Origin of the sequence: Streptomyces sp. NPDC020845 (assembly GCF_044334165.1) — a bacterium.
Taxonomy (GTDB): domain Bacteria; phylum Actinomycetota; class Actinomycetes; order Streptomycetales; family Streptomycetaceae; genus Streptomyces.
The window spans coordinates 1-21,655 of record NZ_JBIRSJ010000008.1 but is presented as its reverse complement, the minus strand read 5'-3'; the positions used below and the strand labels follow the sequence as shown (position 1 = coordinate 21,655).

Genomic DNA, 21,655 nt, shown 5'->3' with positions numbered 1-21,655 from the left:
TTTTCCGGTCGCTTCGGCTCAGGAATGCGCTGGGTCACCGGCCGGGCTCATTTGTTCGTCCACTTCCACATGGCGGGGTGGAAGTTGGCGAGCGAGTCCTGGGCGAAACCGCCCAGCCCGTTCTTGACCACGGAGACCTGGTAGTCGGGCTCCGGCAGCCAGATCACCGGCAGGTCCTTGGCCAGCGTGGCGCTGTACTCCTGGACGGCGGCGGGCGACTCGGAGGTGGTGGTCTGCGCGATCAGCTTGTCCACGGCCGGGTTGGAGTAGCTGCCGAAGTTGGAACCGCCGCCGGTCTGGAAGAGTGAGTCACCGCTCGGGTACGCCGGGAAGTACCAGCTGCCCGCGGTGCCGAAGAAGGACAGCTGCCACTTGCAACCCGAGTCACCGGACTTGCACTGACCGGACTGCGAGAGCACGGAGTTGACGGGGGCCGTCTTGATGGTGAACTTGATGCCGGTCTTCGAGAAGGAGGACTGCAGCGCGCTCATCATGTTGTCGGTCACGGTCGAACCGGACTGGGACAGCACCTGCATCTCGAACTTGGTGCCCTTGTCGACGCCCGAGCCGCACTGGTCGTCGCCGCTGCCCGCGTCGGTGCACACCATGGTGCCGTTCTGCTCGCTCCAGCCGTGCGAGGTCAGCAGCTGCTTCGCCTTGGCGGTGTCGAACGGGTACGGGTTCTTCTTCTGCTCCGGAGAGACGAAGTCGGAGGCCTGTCCCTGGGGGATCGGACCGTAGGTGGGGACCGCGGTGCCGTTGAAGATCACCTTCGCCAGACTGGTCTGGTCGACCGACATCTGGATCGCCTGGCGGGCGTAGAGCTGCTTGAAGACGGCGCCCATGGCCGGGTTGTTGAAGTTGTAGGGCATATAGGTGATCGCCCAGCCCGCCCACGGCTTGACCGTGTAGCCCTTCGACTTGAAGGACTCCTCCTGGCTGAGGTCCGTGGCGTTGATGTAGCCGTAGTCGACGGTGCCCGCCCGCAGCGCGTTCGCCTCGGCGTCGGTCGTGGTGAACGGCAGGAGGTTGACGTGTCTGATGTTGGCCTTGCCGCCACCGTCGTACTTGGCGTTGGCGGTCAGTTCGACCCTGCCCGCGGTGGAGAAGGACTTGAGGGTGTACGGACCGCTGACGGTCTTCCACAGCGGGTCGGTGGCATAACCGGAGATGTTCTTGGCGGCGCTGTTGAGGTACTTCCAGACCTTCTTGGCGCCGGCGGGGGTGCGGTCCAGGTCGGAGACGGCGTCGGAGCCGCCGGTCTTGTCCCAGACGTGCTGCGGCATCGGGCGGATCATGCTCAGCTCGTTGGCGAGCATCCACTGCTTGTTGTACGCCTTGTCGAACGTGATGGTGAAGTGAGTGTCGTCGACGATCTTCAGCGAGGTCCAGTTGTCCGGCGCCTTGCCCGGACTGTAGCTTGCCCAGTCGGCCTTGTTGGCCTTGACCAGGTTGAACCAGAACTCGACGTCGCGCGAGGTGATCGGCTTGCCGTCACTCCAGTGGCGGTTGCCGAGGGTGATCGTGACGCTCTTGCTGTCCTTGGCGAAGTCCGCCGCGGTGGCGAGGGAGTTGTTCTTGTTCCAGCCGACCTCGCCCGTGGAGCCGTCATAGGCGATCAGCGGCTCCCAGAGGGACTGGGATATGGAGGAGTTGTTGGTGTTGAGGTGCGCGGCCGTGCCGACCGGGAGGATCCAGTTAGGCGTGAAGTTGGCCGGGAGCGCGTAGTTGATGGTGTCGGTCGAGTGTCCGCCGGACGACGAGGTACCGCCCCCGGAACAGCCGGTGAGCAGTGCGCCGGACGTGAGGGCGGCACCCGCGACGAGGGCCCAGCGGCGGCCGGTCGCCGTATGAGCAAGGAACATGACTCTCCTCGGAGTGAAAGGACCCGTGTGTGCCCCGTTGGGCTTGGGCCTGGGGCGGGCGCCGCGGGGATCGGCGCTGCGACGACAGTCAACGTCTCACGTGCTGATTAAACAAACAAGAATTAGTAAAAAGTAAGTTTCTGCGAGTTCGACAGAACTCTCCGAAGCCCTGTCCAGGTAGCGAAAACGCCATCTTTGGTCTGGTTTGTCGCGCTATTGATCACGGCAATGTCGTCCGGGAAGCGGTTCACGTACGCCTTGTACGGGCGTACTGTCTTCGTCACATCCACCGTTGCGGAAGTTACTTCGTACATGACTGAAATAAGTGCGCGGAACCGTCAGCCGGCGAAGGGGAGTTCCCCCCTCGCCGCCCGCGTCCTGGAACTCGTGGCCTCGGGCCAGGCATCGTCACGCGCCGAACTCGCCGGCCTGCTCGGTGCCGCCCCCTCGACCATCTCCCTCACCGTGGGGCAGCTGGTCGAGCGCGGGCTGATCGCCGAGGAAGGCACCCAGTCGTCCACCGGCGGGCGCCCCCGCAAGGTCCTGCGGCTCGGCGGCACCGACGAGTTCGCCGTCGCCGCCGACCTCGGCGGCCGGCATGCCCGGATCGGTGTGGCGCTGCCCGGCGGCCGACTCGAAAAGGTCTCCACCGTTCCGTTCGTCATCGCCGACGGCCCCGAGCAGGCCCTGCCACGGCTCGCCGAAACCCTGGAGGCCCTGGCCGAGGAACACGGACGCGACCGGATGTGCGGTGTCGGCCTGTCCCTGCCGGGCCCCGTCGACATCCGGTCCGGAGCCGCCATGCTGCCGTCGCGGATGCCGGGGTGGAACCGCTTCCCGGTCGCCACCTGGCTGGAGGAACGCTTCGGCGTCCCGACCGCGGTGGACAACGACGCCAACTGCATGGCGATGGGCGAGCACACCGTCCGGCCCGCCGAACACCGACAGTCGATCATGGTGAAGATCGGCTCGGCGATCGGCGCCGGTGTCATCGTCGACGGTCGCCTCTACCGGGGCGCTACCGGCGCCGCCGGCGACATCACCCACATCCGGATCGACGGCGCCGCCGACATCCCCTGCTCCTGCGGCAAGACGGGCTGTCTGGAGACCGTGGCCTCCGGCGCCGCCCTCGTACGCATCCTGCGCGAGCGCGGCGCCGACGTCAGCAGCATCGAGGACGTCGTGGGCCTCGCCGCCGACGCCGACCCCGAGGCCACCCGCGCGGTCCGCCGGGCCGGAGAGCATCTCGGGCAGGTGCTCGCCGCCAACGTCAACTTCTTCAACCCGGACGCCGTCTACCTCGGCGGCATCCTCTCCACTCTGGAACCCTTCGTCGCCGCGGTCCGCAGCCAGCTCTACGACAGCTGCCACCCGCTGGTCACCGAGCACCTCACGATCGAGCGGGCCAGCCTCGGCGTCGACGCCGGAGTCGTCGGGGCCGGACAGTTCGCCCTGCAGCGCGCCATGGCGCACGCCCTGCGCGACGTCGGCGGCACCGGGCTCGGTGTCGAGCGCTTCGGCCCCGCCGCACACCGCACCCCCTGACGCACCACACCCCGCACGAGGAGACATGTCGGAATCCCGCACCGCCGCCCGCCCGGTCATCGCCATCGCCGGGCTCGGCATCGAGTCGTCCACCTTCTCCCCGGCCCGCACCGAGGCCCCCGCGTTCCATCCCTTGCGGGGCGCCGACGTGTTCGGCCGCTACCCCTTCCTCGCGCCCGGCGAGGAACTGCGCGAGGCCGCCGACTGGCACGGCGCCCTGGTGGGCAAGTCGCTGCCCGGCGGCATGGTCACCGCCGCCGCCTGGTCCGCACTCACCGGCGAACTCATCGACCGCCTCGCCGCACTGCCCCGGCTCGACGGTCTCTGGTACGACATCCACGGCGCGATGACCGTGGAGGGCGTCGAGGACGCCGAGGCCGTCCTGCTGGAACGCATCCGTGCCACCGTCGGCCCCGACGTGATCGTCTCCACCTCGATGGACCTGCACGGCAACGTCTCCCGCGAACTCGCCCACCGCAGCGACCTCATCACCTGCTACCGGATGGCCCCGCACGAGGACCACATGGAGACCAAGGAGCGCGCCGTGCGCAACCTGGTCGACCTGCTCGCCTCCGGCGCCCCCCGACCGGTGAAGGCATGGGTACCGGTCCCGGTGCTGCTGGCCGGAGAGCAGACCTCCACCCGCATCGAGCCCGCCAGGAGCGTGTACGCGGCGGTCGACGAGGTCGAGGCCATGGACGGGGTGACCGACGCGGCGATATGGGTCGGCTACGCCTGGGCCGACGAACCGCGCAACCGCGCGGCCGTCGTCGTCATCGGCCCCGACCGGAACGCCGTCTCGTCAGGCGCCGAACGCCTCGCCCGCGGCTTCTGGGAGGCCCGTCACGACTTCGGCTTCGTCGCCCCGACCGGTACCTTCGACGACCTCCTCGATGAGGCCCTGGGCTCGCAGCACCGGCCGTACTTCATCAGCGACACCGGCGACAACCCCACCGCGGGCGGCGCCGGCGACGTCACCTGGGGCCTGACCAGGCTGCTGGAGCGCCCGGAGTTCCAGAAGGACGACGGCCCGACCGTCCTGTACGCCTCGGTGCCCGGCCCAGCCGCCGTTGACACCGCGGTTGCCGCCGGCGTGGGCGCCACCGTCACCGTCACCGCCGGAGCCGAGGTGGACGACCGGCACGCCGGTCCCGTCACCCTCACCGGCGTGGTACACGCCATCCGGCACGGCGACCGCGACGCCGAGACCGAGGTCGTGGTCCGAGTCGGCAGCGTGTACGCGATCCTGACCCGGCTGCGCAAGCCCTACCATCATGAACACGACTTCTCCGACCTGGACCTCGACCCCCGCTCCGCCGACGTGGTCATCGTGAAGATCGGCTATCTGGAGCCGGAGTTGTTCGACATGGCCGCGGCGTGGAAGATGGCCCTCACACCAGGTGGTGTCGACCAGGACTTGGTGCGACTGGGTTACCACCGCATCCGTCGGCCCATGTTCCCCTTCGACCTCGACATGGCCGACCCGGACCTGACGGCCCGGCTCATCCCGGCCTCCGACCAGCCGCTCACCGGGGACGACGAGTGACCGGCTACAGCGCTTACCCCCCTCGCCAGAGCCGACCCGGCGTGCCCTCCGGCTCTCCGGGCGGCACCGGTACGTCGGGAACCACTCTTGAGATCGCGGTCACCTCCCCGGCGGGTGCCCGTGCCGCACGCGACCACGGTGCGGACCGGGTCGAACTGTGCACCGGGCTCGAACTGGGCGGCCTGACCCCGTCGGCGGCCTCGGTGGAGGCGGTCGCAGCCGTCGGGTCGCCGGTGCACGCTCTGGTGCGGTGCCGTCCCGGTGACTTCGTGTACGACGCCGAGGAGATCGCCCTGATGGTCGCCGAGGTACGCTCGGTCGTCGCCTCGGGCGCCTCGGGCGTGGTGGTCGGTGCGCTGACCGCCGAAGGCCTCCTGGACACCGACGCCGTCACCCGCCTGACCGACGCCGCCCATGACGCGGCCTCGAACCACGAGTGCTCCGTAGACGTCACCCTGCACCGCGCGATCGACCAGTCCGCCGACCCGGTCGCCGCCGCGGCGCTGCTCCCCTCACTGGGGATCACCAGGGTTCTCACCTCCGGCGGCGCGGCGACCGCGGCCGGCGGGGCGACCACGCTTGCCGCGATGGTCGCCGCGGCTCCTGGTGTGCAGGTCATGGCAGGCGGCGGCGTCCGCACCGCTGACATCCCCGCCCTGGTGGCCGCGGGGGTCGCCGCAGTGCACCTCTCCGCCAAGACCCAGGCCGAGCCCCGGCGCGGCGGTGCGTGGATACCTCTCGGAGTCGCGGGAGCCTCCGCTCTCCAGGACACCCACTTCGTCACCGACCCGAAGGTGGTGGCCGAGGCCCGGCAGGCACTGGACGCCGCACGGACCACCGGCCGCGGTGTCGGGGGCGGGTGCTAGGTTGCGGCGGCATGACGACATCCTCCCCGCAGAAGTCGCCGTTCCTCTATGTGATCGATGAGGACTTCGTTCCGCCCGACCGGGGTGACGAGCAGGAAGGGCCTGAGTCTGCGGTTCCCGCTGGTGATCCGGACGAGGCGGTGCGGCTCTTCCACTACCACCGGCGGCTGATGGCGCAGATCCTCGGGTACGAGGAGGAACTCCCCGAGCCCGCGGGTGAGGAGGACCTCGCCGCGGCGGAGGAGGTACTCGGCGTCGCGTTGCCTCCGGACCTCCGCGCGCTGTACGGCATCGCCGACGGTGAAGGTGATGGCGTCGTCAACCCTCTGTTCGACCGGCAGGAGTGGCTCCCTCTTGCCGAGATCGGCGATCTGGATGACGAGTGGCTCGACATCGCGCAGGAATGGGAGCACGAACCCTGGCGCCGGACGGTGTTCGATGCTCAGCCCCCGAACACCGTCCGGAGGTCGCCGCTGCGTGCGGGCTGGGTCCGGTTCGCGTTCGACACCGGCGGCAACTGGCTCGCCGTGGACATGGATCCCGGGCCGAACGGTCGTCCCGGGCAGGTCATCGCGGTCGGAGTCGACTACACGCGGGGGCCGACGTACGTCGCCGACTCGGTGACCACGTTCCTGCGCCGTCTGGTGGAAGCACTGGAACGCGGTGACTACCGCCATCACAACAAGAGCCTGTGGATCGACGCGGACCTGCCGGGCCTGCCCGGCGAGCACACCAGGTACAGCGACGGCCGACCTTCCCGTGCGCGGGCCGAGCAGGCCGGTCCGCGCGTGCAGGAGGTCCGGGTGTCCGGCGTGGAGGATTGCGCGTTCCTCGCCGCGGTGCCCGACGTGTGTTCACTGGCGCTGTCGAGCGGGGGTTCGCCCGACCTGACTCCGCTCGGCAGCCCTCCGGTGGAGTATCTGGAGCTGGATGTGGAGTCGGTTGACCTGACGGCGCCGGCCCGGAACCGGGAGTTGCGTTCGCTGTCGGTCACCTGCGCGCGGCCCGTCGAGCTGGCTCCGCTCCGTACGGTGCCCAACCTGTGGGCGCTGGACATCGCGGCGGCACCCGTCGCCGACATCGCCACGGTGACTGAGCTGAAGGGATTGCGCTACCTGGAGGTGACCCAGGACCAATGGCGGGTGCTGTCAAAACTCGACGACCTGCCATCGCTCGCCGTCGTCGGTCTCCACCCCCACCGCCCCGAACGCGACTGGCCGATCTCGACGGCCTGGGTCACCACCCACGACGAGCCACCTTCGCCAACAGCCTGAACCGGTGCCTGGGTGAGGGACGCGCCCGGCCGGGGGTCGGCGATGGTGAGTGCGGCGAGCTTTGCCCGGGCGACGCTCGGGGGAGACGGCTCGGGGAGGCGGCGGGTCGTGGCACCTCCCCGCCCACCCCGCCCGGGTCGATCAACAATCAGGCAGAAGATCAACCGGCCGACGCACGGGTGGCTTCAGGCTCAGGCCCAGCGCTTCAGGAACTCGATCGCTGCGGAGCCGACCTCCGCGGGATGCGAGGCACTCAGGAAGTGCTGCCCGTTCTCAATGATCTCCAGGCGCGCCTCGGGGGAGCTGGTGAACATCCGGATCTCGTCCTGCGCGTTCGGCACGGAGTACACCTGGTCCGCGGTACCGTGCAGCCACAGGACGGGGCACCGGACCTCGTCGAGCCTGCCGTGGAGCCCGTCGCGGTCCCGCAGGTTCACCGTGCTGAGGCGCAGACGCCGGCGTCCGGCGTCACCGCTGTAGTTTGCACGGTAGGCGGTGAGCCAGAACTCGCGTTCCTCGGCCGAGACGCCGCCCAGGGACGTGGCGAAGACGGCGTCTACGACCTCGTCCGGCACGACCCAGTCCTCGCCGACCGGGTCGGCGAGGGCGTCGACGAGCGGCGTGTTGAGCCCTATCGCGTCCCAGCACCCCAGGTCGCGGCTGCGCGGGCTCTCGAAGTCCATCGACGTGCCGAGCGGGATGAGGCCCCTCACGACGTCCGGGGCGAGCAGCGCCATGCGGACCGCCACCCAGCCGCCCTGCGAGGTTCCCAGCACGAAGGCCTCGTCGATCCCGAGGGCCTCGAGGGCCTGCAGGTTCGCGACCGCGCTGTCCCAGTAGGTGAAGTGCTGGTACGCGGCCCTCGTGCGGCCGTGCCCGTAGGGTTCGAGGGCCAGCAGGTTGGCCACGGTCCCGAGTTCCGGGTCGGCGAACTGCGGCCGGTACAACTCGGCCGAGGTGGTGTACGAGTTGATCAGGACCAGCGTCGGAAGTGCGGGGTCGTACGGCTTGCCGAAGGTGTACCCGATGGTCGATCCCCCGAGGTGAGGGATCTCGACGGTCTGTCCGGGCTTGCTCACGGTGTACTCCTCGATTCGTATGCGGGGGTCTTTGAGAACGAGGCGTCGGAGCGGAGGACGGCTCCGGCCGAGTCCACTGCCATGATGGGCAGATGATCCACATGATGTCGAATACTGGTTCGGCCTCGCCCTGTTCGCATCCGTCGTAGCCGTGGCCCAAGAGGGCTCGATCTCGGCGGGCGCCCGCCGACAGGGAGTCACACAGCCGGCGATGACGGTACCCGGCCCGGCGCACACACCTCCGCGCCCGTCCTGTCCCGGCGCCTGGCCGCGCATGGCATCCCGGTCCGCCCGGCACGCACCACGGCCCTCGTCCACCTCGCCGAGGACCTGCCACCGGCCGGGGCGGCAGCGGAGGCGACGACACCCGGCCGTCGGCCTGACACCAAGCGCGGGAGCGCACCGACGGCCGTACGCGATTCGGGTGAAACCCCTTGCTGGTGGCGGATTTGCCGGTGGACGAGCCTGTGACTTTCTTTGCCTGGCTGCAGGTTCAAACAGCAAGCTCAGTGTTCGGCTGCCGCGCGGTGGTGTTCCTCCCGGTGGGCGAGCACTTCGCTCATATGCGCTTCGGCCCAGTCCTTGAGGTCGGCCATGACGCGGTTCAGGGACAGACCGAGTTCGGTCAGTTCGTAGGTGACAGTGACGGGCACGGTGGGCGTAACGGTCCTGGTGACCAGGCCGTCGACTTCCAGGGAGCGCAGGGTCTGGGTGAGCATCTTCTGGCTGGCGCCCGCGAGCCGGCGGGACAGCTCGGAGAAGCGCATCGCCCGGGGCCCGTCTTCGTGGTCGACCCCGGGACGGTGCGGGCCGTCGCTGCCGAGCGCCGCGAGGATCAACGCGACCCACTTGTCGGATATCCGGTCGAGCAGCTGACGGCTGGGGCAGCCCGCCATGAACGCGTTGTAGCTCGTCTTCTCCTCGGCCCGGCGCTGAGCCGCTGTCCGCGTCGACATTGATCGCTCCTTTGGCACCCGAGGGGGGCTTACGCACTTTCAAGTGCCTGCTTCCGCAAAGAGGTTAACGAAACCAGCATGGAGCTCGGAAACGATCACCCACCGCAAGGGAACAAAGCCATGAGTGCTGCCACCTTCCGCACCGCCGTCGTCCGCATCCCGAACGGGCCCGACTCGATCGAGATCATCGACGTGCCCGTCGCCGAGCCCGGCCCCGGCCAGATCCGCGTCGTCATCGCTGCGGCGACGGTCAACCCCACCGACCTCGGCGTCGCAGCGGGCTTCTTCCACGCGCTCGGGCTGGTCCAGCAGCCCGAGCACACCGGCCTGGGCTGGGAGTTCGCCGGCGTCGTGGACGCGGCCGGGCCGGGCGTCGACCAGGCCGTCGGCACCCGGGTGGCCGGCCTGGTGGCCGGCTTCGACCGCGACTACGGCACCTACGCCGAGCAGATCGTGGTGTCAGCGGCCGACGTCGCCCCGGTCCCCGACGGGCTGGACCTGCTGGCCGCGACCACGGTCCCCCTCAACGGGCTGGCCGCCGCGCAGGTCGTCGACCTGCTCGGCGACGCGCCCGCCGGGGCCGGCCGACTGCTGGTGACCGGCGCCGCGGGGGCGGTCGGGGCGAACGTGACCGTCCTCGCCCGAGAACGCGGCTGGCAGGTGACCGGGCTCGCCCGCGCCGGCGACGAGGAGTTCGTCCGCGGCCTCGGCGCCGACTTCACCGCACACGCCGAGCCGGAATGGGACGCAGTCGTCGACCCCGCACAACTCAATGACCAGGCCCTCAAGCTGGTCCGCGACGGCGGCGCCTACGTCGGCCTGCGGCCCGGCCTCGAACCTCCCACCGAGCGCGGAATCTCGGTCACCTCCGTGGTCACCGCCTCCGACCGCACCCGACTCGCCGATCTCCTCACCCGCGCCGCCGCCGGCGACCTCCCGACCCGCGTCCACGCCGCCGTCCCGCTGGACCAGGCCGCCGAAGCCCACCGGGCCACCGCCGAGGGCGGCCTCCGCGGCCGCTACATCATCTGCCCCTGACCAGCCCGGCGCCGAGTGCGCGGCCGACCGCGATCACCGGCACCCGCCCGCCGGAAGCCTCGGACGCCGGGGACCGGTCCGTGCTGCGCAGCCGACCCCCGACGCGGCCACGACATCGGCGGCATCGCCGAAACCGGCGAGCTACAGCAGCCCCGCCACCAGGACGTCGGGACAACGCCAAGACGTCTGCGGCAAGAGACGAAGTCTCAGCCCGCTCCCTGCTGTCAGTGATGCGGTTGCGATGCCTTGCGAGGCGATGCGATGCCCGCCGCCGATTCCGTCCTGCCCCGTCCCGTCCGGCAGGCCCGGCGGCGACCGCGTACGGCGTCCACGGGCTGACCGCGGCGGCGGTCGCCGTGACCGCGGGACTGCTGCTGCGCGAGCGGTCGGCTTCCCGGGCGCTGCCGTGCTTCCACCCTGCCCCCGCCTTCGCGCGGTGTCAGCTTGGGGCGCGGTAGCGGGGGCGGAGCGGTCCGTGCGATGCGACACTGGCCTCATGGGCGACCGCGGCTTTGGCCGACTGCCCCGGGCCAGGTACGAGCAGGAGATGTCACGTCTGCAGATCGAGCTGGTGAGGCTCCAGGAGTGGGTGCGGGCCGAGGGGTGGCGGCTGGTGGTGATCTTCGAGGGGCGCGACGCTGCCGGCAAGGGCGGCGCGATCAAACGGGTCACCGAGAGCCTGAACCCGCGTATCGCGCGGATCGTCGCTCTACCGGTGCCGACCGAGCGGGAGCGCACTCAGTGGTACTTCCAGCGCTACGTTGAGCAGCTTCCCGCCGCGGGTGAGATCGTGCTCTTCGACCGCAGCTGGTACAACCGGGCCGGCGTCGAGCGCGTCATGGGCTTTTGCACCGAGGAGGAGCATCAGCGCTTCCTGCGCCAGTGCCCGGTCTTCGAACGGATGCTGGTCGAGGACGGGATTCTGCTGCGTAAGTACTGGTTCTCGGTGGGCGACGCCGAACAGGAGCAGCGGTTCCGCAGGCGGCTGAGCGACCCCACCCGGCGCTGGAAGATCTCGGCGATGGACCTGGAGTCCATCACGCGCTGGGAGGCGTACTCCCAGGCCAAGGACGAGATGTTCGCGCGCACAGATATCCCCGAGGCCCCCTGGTACGTCGTCGAGGCCGACGACAAACGCGCGGCTCGCATCAACATGATCGCCCACCTGCTGTCCACCGTGCCGTACGGCGACGTCCGGCCGCCGGACCTGCGACTGCCGCCGCGTCCCGCGCCCACTGGGTACGAGCGGCCGCCCCGGCATCTGCAGACCTATGTACCCGACCACGCCGCCTCGCTCCTGGCACCGGATCGGGGGGAAACGCCCGGCGAAGGGGCGCACGGATGACGGACACGGCACACCGCCCCGACACGGTTCGCGCGCTGCTCGCCGACGGCAGCACCGTCGAGATCCGCGCCGCCCGGCCGCAGGACCGGGACGAGGTGCTGCGCATGCACCGCGAGATGTCGTCTGAGGACCTGCGGCTGCGGTTCTTCGCGGCCAATCCGAGGTACGCGAGCGAGGCCGCGGCACGCATCTGCGCACCCCCGCACCCCGGCTACCGCGCCCCGCTCGCGATGGCGCAAGGGCGGGTGATCGGCGTGGCGGAGTACACGACCCTCCCCGTGGCCCCCGGCGAGCCGGTGTCCGCGCTGAAGGAAGCGGACTGCGCCTTCGCGGACGTCGTCCGGGTGCGTCATCTCCTCCCCGACCGCGGCGACTTTGAGCCGTGCCGGCCCTGCTCCGCGGCCGCTCCGGCGACGTTCGGCCCGTCGCCAAGATGATGGTCTGCGGCCTCGCCGACCCCCGGATGAGGATCGAGATCGAGGTGTACGCCCGCCGCCGGAACCTCACGGGGCGCGCCCACGTCTGATCGCCGCACCGGCTGAGTACGAACACCTACGCGGTCTGAGTACGCGAGCGGTTGCCCGCCGCGCCCGGCGCCGGAAGGGTGGACGTATGCGCCGACTGCTGCTGCTCGCCCCGCTGTTGCTGTTCACGGTCGGCTGCGGGGTGGTGCCGTCCTCCGAGGACGAGGCGACGGACGCCGCACGGGAGGTGGCCAGGAAGGCGGGCGAGCGGCTCTACGGCCAGCGTCCGCGCACGGCGGAGGAGGTCGGGCGCTCCGCTTCCGTCATCGACGGGGTGGAGGTACTGCGGGTGACGGGTACCTCGACACACGACGGGGACGGCGTCGACGTGGTCGTCCGCACGTCCGGCTCGGCGTACAACGGATGGGACTCTGAAGAGGTCGACGTGCGGCGCTGTTTCGCGGTGCGGGTGTCACCCAAGTCGGAGTGGGATGAGGATCCCCGTGACGTGGACTGCCCGGATGGCCCTCCGCTGACCTTCGCCCCGCCACCCGAACCGCCCCGGCTGCCGTACGAGGAGCTTCGCGCGAAACTTCCCCGGGTGCCGGAGGGCGGCCGGGTGGACGAGGCCGAGGTGCGCCGTACGCTCGCTGCCCTGGACCTGGATCCGGCGATCCGTGCCGAGGTGAAGGCGGACGGCGGCCGGGTCGGCGTTCTTCTGTCGGTAAAGGGCAACGGATTCGACGCGCAGGACTGCCTTCTTGCCCGCGTGGGCCCCGGTGCCACCGAGGTGTGGGTGCCGCCCCGGATCCAGCGGATGCCCGGAGAGGGCGGCTGCACTGTCGGCAACGCCCTGGACCCGAAACCGTCACCGCACTGAACGGAGTGCCTGGCTCCGGCGAAAGGGCGCCTGCACCTTTCCCGCCGCTTCCGCGATGTCGCCCATCGCCTCTGCCGTCCCTCGTCCCTTGTCCCTCAGAAGCGGACCGGGTCATGAGTAGGAGTACTCAGGATCCCGGTGGGCGGTCAGTGCAGGAGCGGCGAACCGGTCAGCTTCCACGCCTGGGCACCCTTGCCCGCAGCTCCCTACCATCGCACCCACGGCGTGCCCTACTTCCACGGCTGCTGCTCCGGTCGTCGACGACAGTCGCTGCGGTGCCTCCGAGCGGCCGGAGCCCGCGATGGTCACGCACGCGGAGTTGGTGTCCGCGTTCGGCTCGCTCTGGGTCGCGACGATGCCGCCGGAGGTCGCCGAGCGGCATTTCTTGATCGCCACGGGCATGGGCGGTTTGGCCTGCATGTCTCGGGCGGACAACCGCATCTACTGGTACGAGCCGGGAAGCAGCGACCGGAAATTCGCGCTCGCCAACACGTCCCTGGAGCGGTTCGTGGAGATCGCTTACCAGCTCCGGTTGAAGTTCAAGGGCCTCGACCTGTTCTACAGCGCGCGACGAGGACGAATCGGAGGAAGAGATCGCAGACGAGGTACGCCGCCTGGTCGGGAGATCCGCGACGTCGATCCGCCGTCCTTCGACAGCCCGGCCATGTTCTGGCAGCACGTGGTGCTCCTCGCGCTGGAGACCCTCGCGTCGGAGGAGCGATGCCGGCCTGGTCAGCGTCCTCCGACGTAGCCGTGGCTGACCACCCAGGAGTCGTCCTTCTCGTTCACGCTCGCGTTGTCCACCCTGGCGCGCGCCTTGAGCAGTGCGTCGTTCTTCGTCTTCAGTGCCATGAGGTTGCCTTTCGATGGCAGTCCGATGGCGACAGAGACACAAGCGGGTCGGGGCCGGCGGACACACCACCGGCCCCTGCCCCGGACTCGTCACCCCGAAGGCCCGAAGGCCCGAAGGCCCGAAGGCCCGAAGCCCCGAAGCCCCGAAGCCTCGAACCCACGAAGCCCCACCTCAGCTGTCGAAGCCCAGCCCCATCTTGTCCATCGCCTTCAGCCACAGATTCCGGCGGCCGCCGTTCTCATCCGCCCGGGTCATCGACCACTGCGTGATCCCGATGCCCGCCCAGCGCACCGGCTCCGGCGGGAAGGGCAGCGGCTTGCTGCGCACCATCTCCAGCCGGGTGCGCGCGCTGGGCTCACCGCCGAGCAGATCGAGCATCACCTCCGCTCCGAAGCGGGTCGCCCCGACGCCGAGGCCGGTGTACCCGAGGGCGTAGACGACCCGTCCGCCGTGCGCGCTGCCGAAGAACGGGGAGAAGCGCGAGCAGGTGTCGATCGCGCCGCCCCAGGCGTGGCTGAAACGCACGCCCTGCAGCTGCGGGAAGCAGCGGAAGAAGTTCCGGGCGAGGGTGCGGTAGGTGGCCGGGTGGTGGTCGTACTCGGCGCGCACCCGGCCGCCGTAGCGGTAGATGATGTCGTAGCCGCCCCACAGGATGCGGTGGTCGGCGGTGATGCGGAAGTAGTGGAAGTGGTTGTTGGTGTCGCTCAGCCCCTGCCGCCGCTTCCAGCCGATCGCGCCGAGCTGCTCCTCGGTCAGCGGCTCGGTCATCAGCGCGTGGTCGTAGACGGGCACGACATACGGGCGGACGCGCCGCACCAGCGCGGGGAAGGCGTTGGTGGCGAGTGCCACCTGACGGGCGCGCACCCGGCCGTACGGGGTACGGACGGCCATCGCCGCCCCGGCGCTCGTCAGCCGCTCGGCCGGGGTGTGCTCATAGATCCGTACGCCCAGTTCGGCGCAGGCGCGCTTCAGGCCCCAGGCCAGCTTGGCGGGGTGCACCATCGCCACGCCCTTGCGGTCCCACAGCCCGGCGAGGAAGGTCGGTGAGTCGACCTCGGCGCGTACCGCGTCGCGGTCGAGGAACTCCTGCTCCGCGACGCCGAGCCGGGCGGTCAGTTCGGCGGTCTCGCGCAGCTCCTCGATCTGGTGGGGCTCGGTGGCCACGTCGATCTCGCCGGTGCGCTCGAAGTCGCAGTCGATGCCGTAGCGGGCGACGGCGGCCTCGATCTCGTCGAGGTTCCGGTGGCCGAGCCGTTCGAGTTCGGCCTGTTCACCGGGCCAGCGGGCCAGACCGTTGCCGAGGCCGTGGGTGAGGGATGCGGCGCAGAAGCCGCCGTTGCGCCCGGAGGCGGCCCAGCCGATCTCCTGGCCCTCGAGCAGCACCACATCGCGGTCGGGGTCGCGCTCCTTGGCGATCAGGGCGGTCCACAGCCCGCTGTAGCCGCCGCCGATGACGAGCAGATCGCAGTGCTCGTCCCCGACGAGGGCGGGGCGGGCACGGGGCCGGCCGGGGTCCTCCAGCCAGTAGGGGGTGTACGCGGCGTCGGCCAGGGATTCCAGGGCGGACGGTCCGGGGGCGCTGTCCCCGGTAGAGCGCGTCATGGCGTCTGCGGCCATGGGTTTCAGCTCCTCTTGCGGCGGGTGCCGGCCAGTTGGCCGACGAGGACGCACAGCACCGCGATGGCGAACATCGCCGTGCCGATCACGTTGACCTGCACGGGCGTACCGCGCTGTGCGGATCCCCAGACGAACATGGGGAAGGTGACGGTCGAGCCGGCGTTGAAGTTGGTGATGATGAAGTCGTCGAAGGAGAGCGCGAAGGACAGCAGCGCACCGGCGGCGATACCGGGGGCCGCGATCGGCAGGGTGACGCGCAGGAAGGTCTGCGCCGGGGAGGCGTAGAGGTCCTGGGCGGCCTGTTCCAGCCGGGGGTCCATGCTCAGCACCCGCGCCTTGACGGCCGTCACGACGAAGCTCAGGCAGAACATGATGTGGGCGATGAGGATCGTCCAGAAGCCGAAGTCGACGCCCATGTTGAGGAAGAGGGTGGCCAGCGAGGCGGCCATGACCACCTCGGGCATCGCCATCGGCAGGAAGATCAGGCTGTTGACGGCCGGGCGGGCCCGGAAACGGTAGCGGGCCAGCGCGAAGGCGATCATGGTGCCCAGGACGGTGGCGCCGATGGTCGCCCACACCGCGATCTTCAGGCTCAGCGAGAGCGAGCCGCACATGTCGGCGACGCCGCAGGGGTCGGTCCAGGCGTCGGTGGAGAACCGCTGCCATTCGTAGTTGAACCGGCCGTTGGGCTTGTTGAAGGAGAAGACCAGGACGACGACGTTGGGCAGGATCAGATATGCGAGCGTGCCGAGCCCCGCGATGACGACCAGGTTCCGCCGTATCCAGCGTGTCAGAGCCATCAGACCAGATCCTCCGTCCCGGACCTGCGGATGTACACGGTGACCATCGCGAGGATCGCCGCCATGAGGATGAAGGACAGTGCCGCGGCCGTCGGGTAGTCGAGTACCCGCAGGAACTGCGACTGGATGACGTTGCCGACCATCTTCTGGTCGGTGGAGCCCAGCAGCTCGGCGTTGATGTAGTCGCCCGTGGCCGGGATGAAGGTGAGCAGGGTGCCCGCGACCACGCCCGGCATGGACAGCGGGAAGGTCACCTTGCGGAAGGTGGTGAAGGGCTTGGCGTACAGGTCCCCGGCCGCCTCGTGCAGCCTGCCGTCGATGCGCTCCAGCGAGCTGTAGAGGGGCAGGATCATGAAGGGCAGGAAGTTGTACGTCAGACCGCAGACCACCGCCAGCGGCGTGGCCAGCACCCGTTCGCCCTCGGTGAGCCCGAGCTGACTGGTCACATCCAGGATGTGCAGGGAGTTCAGCACGCCGACCACCGGACCGCTGTCGGACAGGATGGTCTTCCAGGCCAGGGTGCGGATCAGGAAGCTGGTGAAGAACGGCGCGATGACCAGGATCATCACCAGGTTGCGCCAGCGGCCCGCGCGGAACGCGATGAGGTACGCGAGCGGATAGCCGAGCAGCAGGCACAGCACGGTGGCGGTCGCCGCGTACATCACCGAGCGCAGGAACTGCGGGTAGTACTCGGTCAGCGCGTCCCAGTAGGTCTGGAAGTGCCAGGTGACCTTGAAGCCCTCTTCGAGGGAGCCGGTCTGGACCGAGGTGGACGCCTGGTAGACCAGCGGCGCCGCGAAGAAGATCACCAGCCACAGGATGCCGGGGAGCAGCAGCCAGTAGGGGACCAGCTTCTTGCGGAGCGCGGCCTTGCGGACGCCCGCCGGGGCTGCCGGGGGCGGGGCCGGGGGTGCCGGCTTGGGGGCAGTGGTCGCGCTCACGCCGCCTCCTCGTCCCGTTCCGTGCCCGCGTCGATGTCCTGGGCGGCGTCGAGGCCGAAGGTGTGGGCCGGGTTCCAGTGCAGGACGACCTCGGCGCCGGGGACCAGCCGCGGATCGCGTTCGATGTTCTGCTCGTAGACGGCGATCTCGGGGCAGTCCGGGGTCTTCACCACGTACTGCGTGGAGACGCCGATGAAGCTGGAGTCCGCGATCCGGCCGGTGATCCGGTTGCGTCCGTCGGCGACGGTGTCGGCGTCCTCGGCGTGGGTGAGGGAGATCTTCTCCGGGCGCACTCCGACGAGCACCTTGCCGCCGGTGCGCACGGGTGCGCTGCATCGGGCGGCGGGCAGGGCGAGCTTGCCGCCCGCGGTGGTCAGCACCAGGGTGCCGCCGCTCTTGTCGCTGATCTCGGCCTCGATGAGGTTGGAGGTGCCGAGGAAGTTGGCGACGAAGGTGGTGGCGGGGTTCTCGTAGAGCTCGGCGGGGGCGCCCCGCTGCTCGACGCGGCCGCCGTTCATCACCGCGACCGTGTCGGCCATGGTCATGGCCTCCTCCTGGTCGTGGGTGACATGGACGAAGGTGATGCCGACCTCGGTCTGGATGCGTTTGAGCTCGAGCTGCATCTGGCGGCGCAGCTTGAGGTCGAGGGCGCCCAGCGGCTCGTCGAGGAGCAGCACCCGGGGGTGGTTGATCAGGGCACGGGCGACGGCGACGCGCTGCTGCTGGCCGCCGGAGAGCTGCTGGGGTTTGCGGCGGGCGAAGTCGCCGAGCTGGACCAGTTCCAGCATCTCGTCGACCTGCTTCTTCACCGACTTGATGCCGCGGCGGCGCAGGCCGAAGGCGACGTTCTCGTAGATGTCGAGGTGCGGGAAGAGGGCGTAGCTCTGGAAGACGGTGTTGACCGGGCGCTTGTACGGCGGGAGGGCGGTGACGTCCTGTCCGGCGAGCAGGACGGTGCCGGTGGTGGGGTCCTCCAGACCCGCGATCATGCGCAGGGTGGTGGTCTTGCCGCAGCCGGAGGCGCCGAGCAGGGCGAAGAAGGAGCCGGCGGGTATGTCCAGGTCGAGCGGGTGGACGGCGGTGAAGGACCCGTAGGTCTTGCTGATCCCGGTGAGGCGGACATCACCGCCGGTGGTGGGCTGCTGGGGCATGGCTGGGGTCTTCCTCGCTTGTCAGGCGCCGGTGAGCTTGGCGAACTTGTCCTCGAATGCCGTCTCTTCCTTGCTCGACAGCAGGCGGAAGGCGTGGGCCTTGGCGACCATCTCGTCGTCCGGGATGATCAGCGGGTTGTTCGCCAGATCCTTGTCGATCTTCGCAAGTTCGGCGCGTACGCCGTCGACCGGGCAGACGTAGTTGATGTACGCGGCGATCTTCGCGGCGACCTTGGGCTCGTAGTAGTAGTCGATGAGCCGTTCGGCGTTCTTCTTGTGGCGGGCCTTGTTGGGGATGAGGAGGTTGTCGGTGGAGATCATGTAGCCCGCCTCCGGGATGGCGAACTCGATCTCCGGGTTGTCCGCCTGGAGCTGGATGAGGTCACCGGCCCAGGCGATACACGCGGCGAGGTCGCCCTTGGTGAGGTCGCCGGTGTAGTCGTTGCCGGTGAACCGGCGGATCTGGCCGCGGTCGGCGCCCTTCTGGAGCCGGGCAATGGCGGCGTCGTACTCGTCGGCGGTGACGGTCTCGGGGCGCTTGCCCATGTCGAGCAGGGTGAGCCCGACGGTGTCGCGCATCTCGGTCAGCATTCCGACCCGGCCCTTGAGCCTGGGGTCCTCCAGCAGCTGGGAGACGGAGGTGACCTTGCGGCCGCCGGTGGCCTTCTTGTTGTAGGCGATGACGGCGGGGATACCGGTCCACGGGTAGGAGTGGGCGCGGCCCGGGTCCCAGTCCGGGTTGCGGAAGCCTTCCCCCAGGTTGGTGTAGGCGTGCGGCAGGTTGGCCGCGTTCAGCTGCTGCATCCAGCCGAGCCGGATCATCCGTCCGGCCAGCCAGTCGGTGACGCAGATGAGGTCGCGTCCGGTGTCCTGGCCCGCGGCGAGCTGGGGCTTGATCTTCCCGAAGAACTCGACGTTGTCGTTGATGTCCTCGGTGTACTTCACCGTGATGCCGGTGCGGCGCTGGAACTCGTCGAGCGTCGGACGGTGCTTGTTGTCGTCGGTGACGTCCATGTACTCGGTCCAGTTGGAGAAGTTGAGCCGCTTCTCGTCGTCGGAGTGGTCCTCGGAAGCGTTGTCCGCCTCGGCGCGCCCCGCGGGCGGGATGCCGCAGCCGCTCAGCGCCCCGAGCCCGCCGATGGCGAACGCTCCGGCGCTGCCCGCGCGCAGCAGGCTGCGGCGGGTCAGCGCCATCCGGCCGCTGGTCATGCTGCGGCGGATCGCGGCGATCTGCGGTGGGGACAGGCTCTCGGACTCGTGGGTTGGTCCCGTTGGTTCCGTTCGTTCCATGAAGCTGTGCCTTTCGAAGGTGCCGGCTGGTGCCGGCCGGTTCCAGCCGGCCGAAGGCCACACGCGGTGGCCGCACGAATCAGATCTGTCGGTCCCCGAAGACCGTGCGGTGCCAGTCCTTGCGGACCTCCGCCGTGTTGTCGAACATCACATGCTTGACCTGCGTGTACTCCTCGAAGGAGTACGCCGACATGTCTTTGCCGTAGCCGGACTTCTTGAAGCCGCCGTGCGGCATCTCGCTGATGATCGGGATGTGGTCGTTGATCCACACACATCCGGCCTTGATCTCGCGGGTGGCGCGGTGGGTCCGGTAGACATCGCGGCTCCAGGCGGAGGCGGCGAGGCCGTAGGGGGTGTCATTGGCCAGGGCCAGGCCCTCGTCGTCGCTGTCGAAGGGGAGGACGACCAGGACCGGGCCGAAGATCTCGGACTGGACGATCTCGCTGTCCTGGGCGGCACCGGTGATGAGGGTGGGCCGGTAGTAGGCTCCCTTGGCGAGATCGCCGCCGGGGGCCTCACCGCCGGTGACGACGGTGGCGTAGCCGCGGGCCCGCTCGACGAAGCCCGCGACGCGGTCGCGCTGGGTGTGCGAGATGAGGGGGCCGAGGTCGGTGTGCGGGTCGAAGGGGTCGCCGAGGCGTACGGACGCCATCAGCTCGGCGACGGCGGCCACGAACGCGTCGTACAGCGGGCGCTGGACGTAGGCGCGGGTGGCGGCGGTGCAGTCCTGGCCGGTGTTGATCAGGGCGCCCGCGACGGCGCCGTGGGCGGCGGCCTCGACGTCCGCGTCGTCGAAGACGACGAAGGGCGCCTTGCCGCCGAGTTCGAGGTGGAGCCGCTTGACGGTGGCGGTGGCCAGTTCGGCCACCCGCCTACCGACCGCGGTCGAGCCGGTGAAGGAGGTCATGGCCACGCCGGGGTGGCCGACCAGCTGTTGACCGGCTTCCAGTCCGGTGCCGGCCACGATGTTCACGACACCGTCCGGGATGCCCGCCTCGGTGGCCGCCTGCGCGAACATCAGCGAGGTCAACGGGGTGAGTTCGGCGGGCTTGAGGACGATGGTGTTTCCCGCGGCGATGGCCGGGAGGACCTTCCACGCCGCCATCTGGAGCGGATAGTTCCAGGGGGCGATGGAGCCGACGACGCCGATCGGCTCACGGCGGATGTACGAGGTGTGGTCACCGCTGTACTCGGCGGCCGCCTTGCCCTCCAGATGGCGGGCGGCGCCCGCGAAGAAGGCGGTGTTGTCGATGCTGCCGGGGACGTCGAACTCGGTGGTGAGCTTGATCGGCTTACCGCACTGCAACGACTCGGCGTAGGCGAGTTCCTCCGCCTGCTCCCCGAGCGCGGCGGCGAACCGGTGCATGGCGTCCGAGCGCTCACCGGGGGTGGCGCCCGCCCATGCGGGGAAGGCGGCCTCCGCCGCCGTCACGGCGTCGTCGACGTCGGCCGGACCGGCGAGCCGGTAGGTGTACACCTGCTCGCCGGTGGCCGGGTCCACGACCGTGTGCATGTGCTCCGAGCCGCCTGTGCGCAGCCGACCCGCGATGTACTGCGCACCCTGGGCGAACCGCTCCGTCACATCGAACCGCTGATCCATCGCGTGCTCTCCTCCGCCGGTCGCCTCTCGGGGCATGGCGTCGTTCTAGCCGGAATCGAAGGCCGATCCTGACAGAGGACCTTCTCTTCAACAAGGGATTCCGTTGTTGCTTTTTAGTTTCACGACGGATTCGGTGATCGGCTGAGGCTGGGGGTCACCGATTCCGGGCCAGCACACGGAGTCGTTGGCGGCGTCCAGCCGTAGCCGCCGCCTCCGGTGGGGTGGTCAATATCGGGCAATGTTATGGGTATGGCGCATATCCGGTCAGCCGCCCGGCGGTGCCCGGCGGTGGTGTCGGTGGCGGGGGTGCGAGAACCCCTGGCATGGCCCTGGCATGGCTCTGGCATGGCTCTGGCATGGAGGCGAACGGGGTGACGCGGTGCGCAGCCATAAGGGGCACGGACGCGGTGTGCGCGACCGTGCCCCTCGGGGTTCCGCGGGGTCAGCCGTCCAGCGAGGTCATGACGTGCTTGATCCGGGTGTAGTCCTCGAAGCCGTAGGCCGACAGGTCCTTGCCGTAGCCGGACTTCTTGAAGCCGCCGTGT

17 protein-coding genes and 1 pseudogene are annotated in these 21,655 nt (G+C 69.7%); 9 read left to right on the top strand and 9 right to left on the bottom strand.

The features are described 5' to 3' along the window. Positions 1-47 precede the first annotated feature (47 nt). Entirely contained in the window at positions 48-1,865 is a 1,818-nt protein-coding gene (locus tag ACH4U7_RS21355) for a peptide ABC transporter substrate-binding protein (RefSeq protein WP_398529447.1), read from the bottom strand. A gap of 312 nt (positions 1,866-2,177) precedes the next feature. Here ACH4U7_RS21355 and ACH4U7_RS21350 point away from each other — a divergent pair, with 312 nt between their 5' ends. Genes ACH4U7_RS21350 through ACH4U7_RS21335 form a run of 4 tightly spaced genes read left to right on the top strand, consistent with a single transcriptional unit; the run spans position 2,178 to position 7,096 of the window. Continuing rightward, positions 2,178-3,410 (top strand): ROK family protein, encoded by a 1,233-nt coding sequence (locus ACH4U7_RS21350; RefSeq protein ID WP_398529446.1) that lies wholly within the window; start codon positions 2,178-2,180, stop codon positions 3,408-3,410. Positions 3,411-3,435: 25 nt separating this feature from the next. After that, complete coding sequence (locus ACH4U7_RS21345) at positions 3,436-4,956, top strand: M81 family metallopeptidase (RefSeq protein ID WP_398529445.1); 1,521 nt, start codon at positions 3,436-3,438, stop codon at positions 4,954-4,956. A 41-nt stretch (positions 4,957-4,997) separates the two neighbouring features. After that, a complete protein-coding gene (locus ACH4U7_RS21340) occupies positions 4,998-5,822 on the top strand; it encodes a copper homeostasis protein CutC (RefSeq protein ID WP_398529444.1) in 825 nt (274 codons plus the stop codon). Between the two features lie 11 nt (positions 5,823-5,833). Next, positions 5,834-7,096, top strand: a complete 1,263-nt coding sequence (locus tag ACH4U7_RS21335) for an SMI1/KNR4 family protein (RefSeq protein WP_398529443.1) — start codon at positions 5,834-5,836, stop codon at positions 7,094-7,096. A gap of 191 nt (positions 7,097-7,287) precedes the next feature. Here ACH4U7_RS21335 and ACH4U7_RS21330 read toward each other — a convergent pair whose 3' ends face one another. Further along, the gene (locus ACH4U7_RS21330; protein ID WP_398529442.1) at positions 7,288-8,175 is read right to left on the bottom strand and encodes an alpha/beta fold hydrolase; all 888 of its coding nucleotides are present in this window, start codon (positions 8,173-8,175) and stop codon (positions 7,288-7,290) included. Positions 8,176-8,681: 506 nt separating this feature from the next. Next, positions 8,682-9,131: a winged helix-turn-helix transcriptional regulator gene (locus ACH4U7_RS21325; RefSeq protein WP_398529441.1), complete on the bottom strand. Its 450-nt coding sequence runs from the start codon at positions 9,129-9,131 to the stop codon at positions 8,682-8,684. A 120-nt stretch (positions 9,132-9,251) separates the two neighbouring features. Between ACH4U7_RS21325 and ACH4U7_RS21320 the strand changes: the two genes are divergently transcribed. The 5 genes and pseudogenes from ACH4U7_RS21320 to ACH4U7_RS21300 all read left to right on the top strand — a co-directional run bounded on the left by ACH4U7_RS21320 (position 9,252) and on the right by ACH4U7_RS21300 (position 13,609). Beyond that, positions 9,252-10,169, top strand: a complete 918-nt coding sequence (locus ACH4U7_RS21320) for an NADP-dependent oxidoreductase (RefSeq protein ID WP_398529440.1) — start codon at positions 9,252-9,254, stop codon at positions 10,167-10,169. Between the two features lie 496 nt (positions 10,170-10,665). Continuing rightward, entirely contained in the window at positions 10,666-11,514 is an 849-nt protein-coding gene (ppk2, locus tag ACH4U7_RS21315) for a polyphosphate kinase 2 (protein ID WP_398529439.1), read from the top strand. Between the two features lie 299 nt (positions 11,515-11,813). After that, a pseudogene (locus ACH4U7_RS21310) lies at positions 11,814-12,040 on the top strand (hypothetical protein); the annotation flags it as partial. 86 nt (positions 12,041-12,126) lie between these two features. After that, positions 12,127-12,858: a translation initiation factor IF-2 gene (locus ACH4U7_RS21305; RefSeq protein ID WP_398529438.1), complete on the top strand. Its 732-nt coding sequence runs from the start codon at positions 12,127-12,129 to the stop codon at positions 12,856-12,858. 301 nt (positions 12,859-13,159) lie between these two features. Next, entirely contained in the window at positions 13,160-13,609 is a 450-nt protein-coding gene (locus tag ACH4U7_RS21300) for an SUKH-4 family immunity protein (RefSeq protein WP_398529437.1), read from the top strand. A gap of 273 nt (positions 13,610-13,882) precedes the next feature. Here ACH4U7_RS21300 and ACH4U7_RS21295 read toward each other — a convergent pair whose 3' ends face one another. From ACH4U7_RS21295 to ACH4U7_RS21270, 6 genes are all read right to left on the bottom strand, one after another. Further along, a complete protein-coding gene (locus ACH4U7_RS21295) occupies positions 13,883-15,328 on the bottom strand; it encodes an NAD(P)/FAD-dependent oxidoreductase (protein WP_398529436.1) in 1,446 nt (481 codons plus the stop codon). Positions 15,329-15,333: 5 nt separating this feature from the next. After that, the gene (locus tag ACH4U7_RS21290; protein WP_398529435.1) at positions 15,334-16,128 is read right to left on the bottom strand and encodes an ABC transporter permease; all 795 of its coding nucleotides are present in this window, start codon (positions 16,126-16,128) and stop codon (positions 15,334-15,336) included. Then, the gene (locus tag ACH4U7_RS21285; RefSeq protein WP_385612393.1) at positions 16,128-17,069 is read right to left on the bottom strand and encodes an ABC transporter permease; all 942 of its coding nucleotides are present in this window, start codon (positions 17,067-17,069) and stop codon (positions 16,128-16,130) included. Before ACH4U7_RS21285 ends, ACH4U7_RS21290 begins: the two co-directional genes overlap by 1 nt. Continuing rightward, positions 17,066-18,220 carry an ABC transporter ATP-binding protein gene (locus tag ACH4U7_RS21280; RefSeq protein ID WP_398529434.1) on the bottom strand — a complete coding sequence of 385 codons (1,155 nt, stop codon included), beginning with the start codon at positions 18,218-18,220 and terminating at the stop codon, positions 17,066-17,068. Before ACH4U7_RS21280 ends, ACH4U7_RS21285 begins: the two co-directional genes overlap by 4 nt. Before the next feature lie 21 nt (positions 18,221-18,241). Further along, the gene (locus tag ACH4U7_RS21275; protein ID WP_398529433.1) at positions 18,242-19,510 is read right to left on the bottom strand and encodes a spermidine/putrescine ABC transporter substrate-binding protein; all 1,269 of its coding nucleotides are present in this window, start codon (positions 19,508-19,510) and stop codon (positions 18,242-18,244) included. 79 nt (positions 19,511-19,589) lie between these two features. Further along, positions 19,590-21,110 (bottom strand): gamma-aminobutyraldehyde dehydrogenase, encoded by a 1,521-nt coding sequence (locus ACH4U7_RS21270; protein ID WP_398529432.1) that lies wholly within the window; start codon positions 21,108-21,110, stop codon positions 19,590-19,592. Positions 21,111-21,655 lie beyond the last annotated feature (545 nt).

Excerpts from the sequence above, each read along its gene's own strand:
- ACH4U7_RS21355 (WP_398529447.1), bottom strand. The coding sequence starts at position 1,865 with ATGTTCCTTGCTCATACGGCGACCGGCCGCCGCTGGGCCCTCGTCGCG.
- ACH4U7_RS21350 (WP_398529446.1), top strand. The coding sequence starts at position 2,178 with ATGACTGAAATAAGTGCGCGGAACCGTCAGCCGGCGAAGGGGAGTTCC.
- ACH4U7_RS21345 (WP_398529445.1), top strand. The coding sequence starts at position 3,436 with ATGTCGGAATCCCGCACCGCCGCCCGCCCGGTCATCGCCATCGCCGGG.
- ACH4U7_RS21335 (WP_398529443.1), top strand. The coding sequence starts at position 5,834 with ATGACGACATCCTCCCCGCAGAAGTCGCCGTTCCTCTATGTGATCGAT.
- ACH4U7_RS21325 (WP_398529441.1), bottom strand. The coding sequence starts at position 9,131 with ATGTCGACGCGGACAGCGGCTCAGCGCCGGGCCGAGGAGAAGACGAGC.
- ACH4U7_RS21320 (WP_398529440.1), top strand. The coding sequence starts at position 9,252 with ATGAGTGCTGCCACCTTCCGCACCGCCGTCGTCCGCATCCCGAACGGG.
- ppk2 (WP_398529439.1), top strand. The coding sequence starts at position 10,666 with ATGGGCGACCGCGGCTTTGGCCGACTGCCCCGGGCCAGGTACGAGCAG.
- ACH4U7_RS21305 (WP_398529438.1), top strand. The coding sequence starts at position 12,127 with ATGCGCCGACTGCTGCTGCTCGCCCCGCTGTTGCTGTTCACGGTCGGC.
- ACH4U7_RS21300 (WP_398529437.1), top strand. The coding sequence starts at position 13,160 with ATGGTCACGCACGCGGAGTTGGTGTCCGCGTTCGGCTCGCTCTGGGTC.
- ACH4U7_RS21295 (WP_398529436.1), bottom strand. The coding sequence starts at position 15,328 with ATGGCCGCAGACGCCATGACGCGCTCTACCGGGGACAGCGCCCCCGGA.
- ACH4U7_RS21290 (WP_398529435.1), bottom strand. The coding sequence starts at position 16,128 with ATGGCTCTGACACGCTGGATACGGCGGAACCTGGTCGTCATCGCGGGG.
- ACH4U7_RS21280 (WP_398529434.1), bottom strand. The coding sequence starts at position 18,220 with ATGCCCCAGCAGCCCACCACCGGCGGTGATGTCCGCCTCACCGGGATC.
- ACH4U7_RS21275 (WP_398529433.1), bottom strand. The coding sequence starts at position 19,510 with ATGGAACGAACGGAACCAACGGGACCAACCCACGAGTCCGAGAGCCTG.
- ACH4U7_RS21270 (WP_398529432.1), bottom strand. The coding sequence starts at position 21,110 with ATGGATCAGCGGTTCGATGTGACGGAGCGGTTCGCCCAGGGTGCGCAG.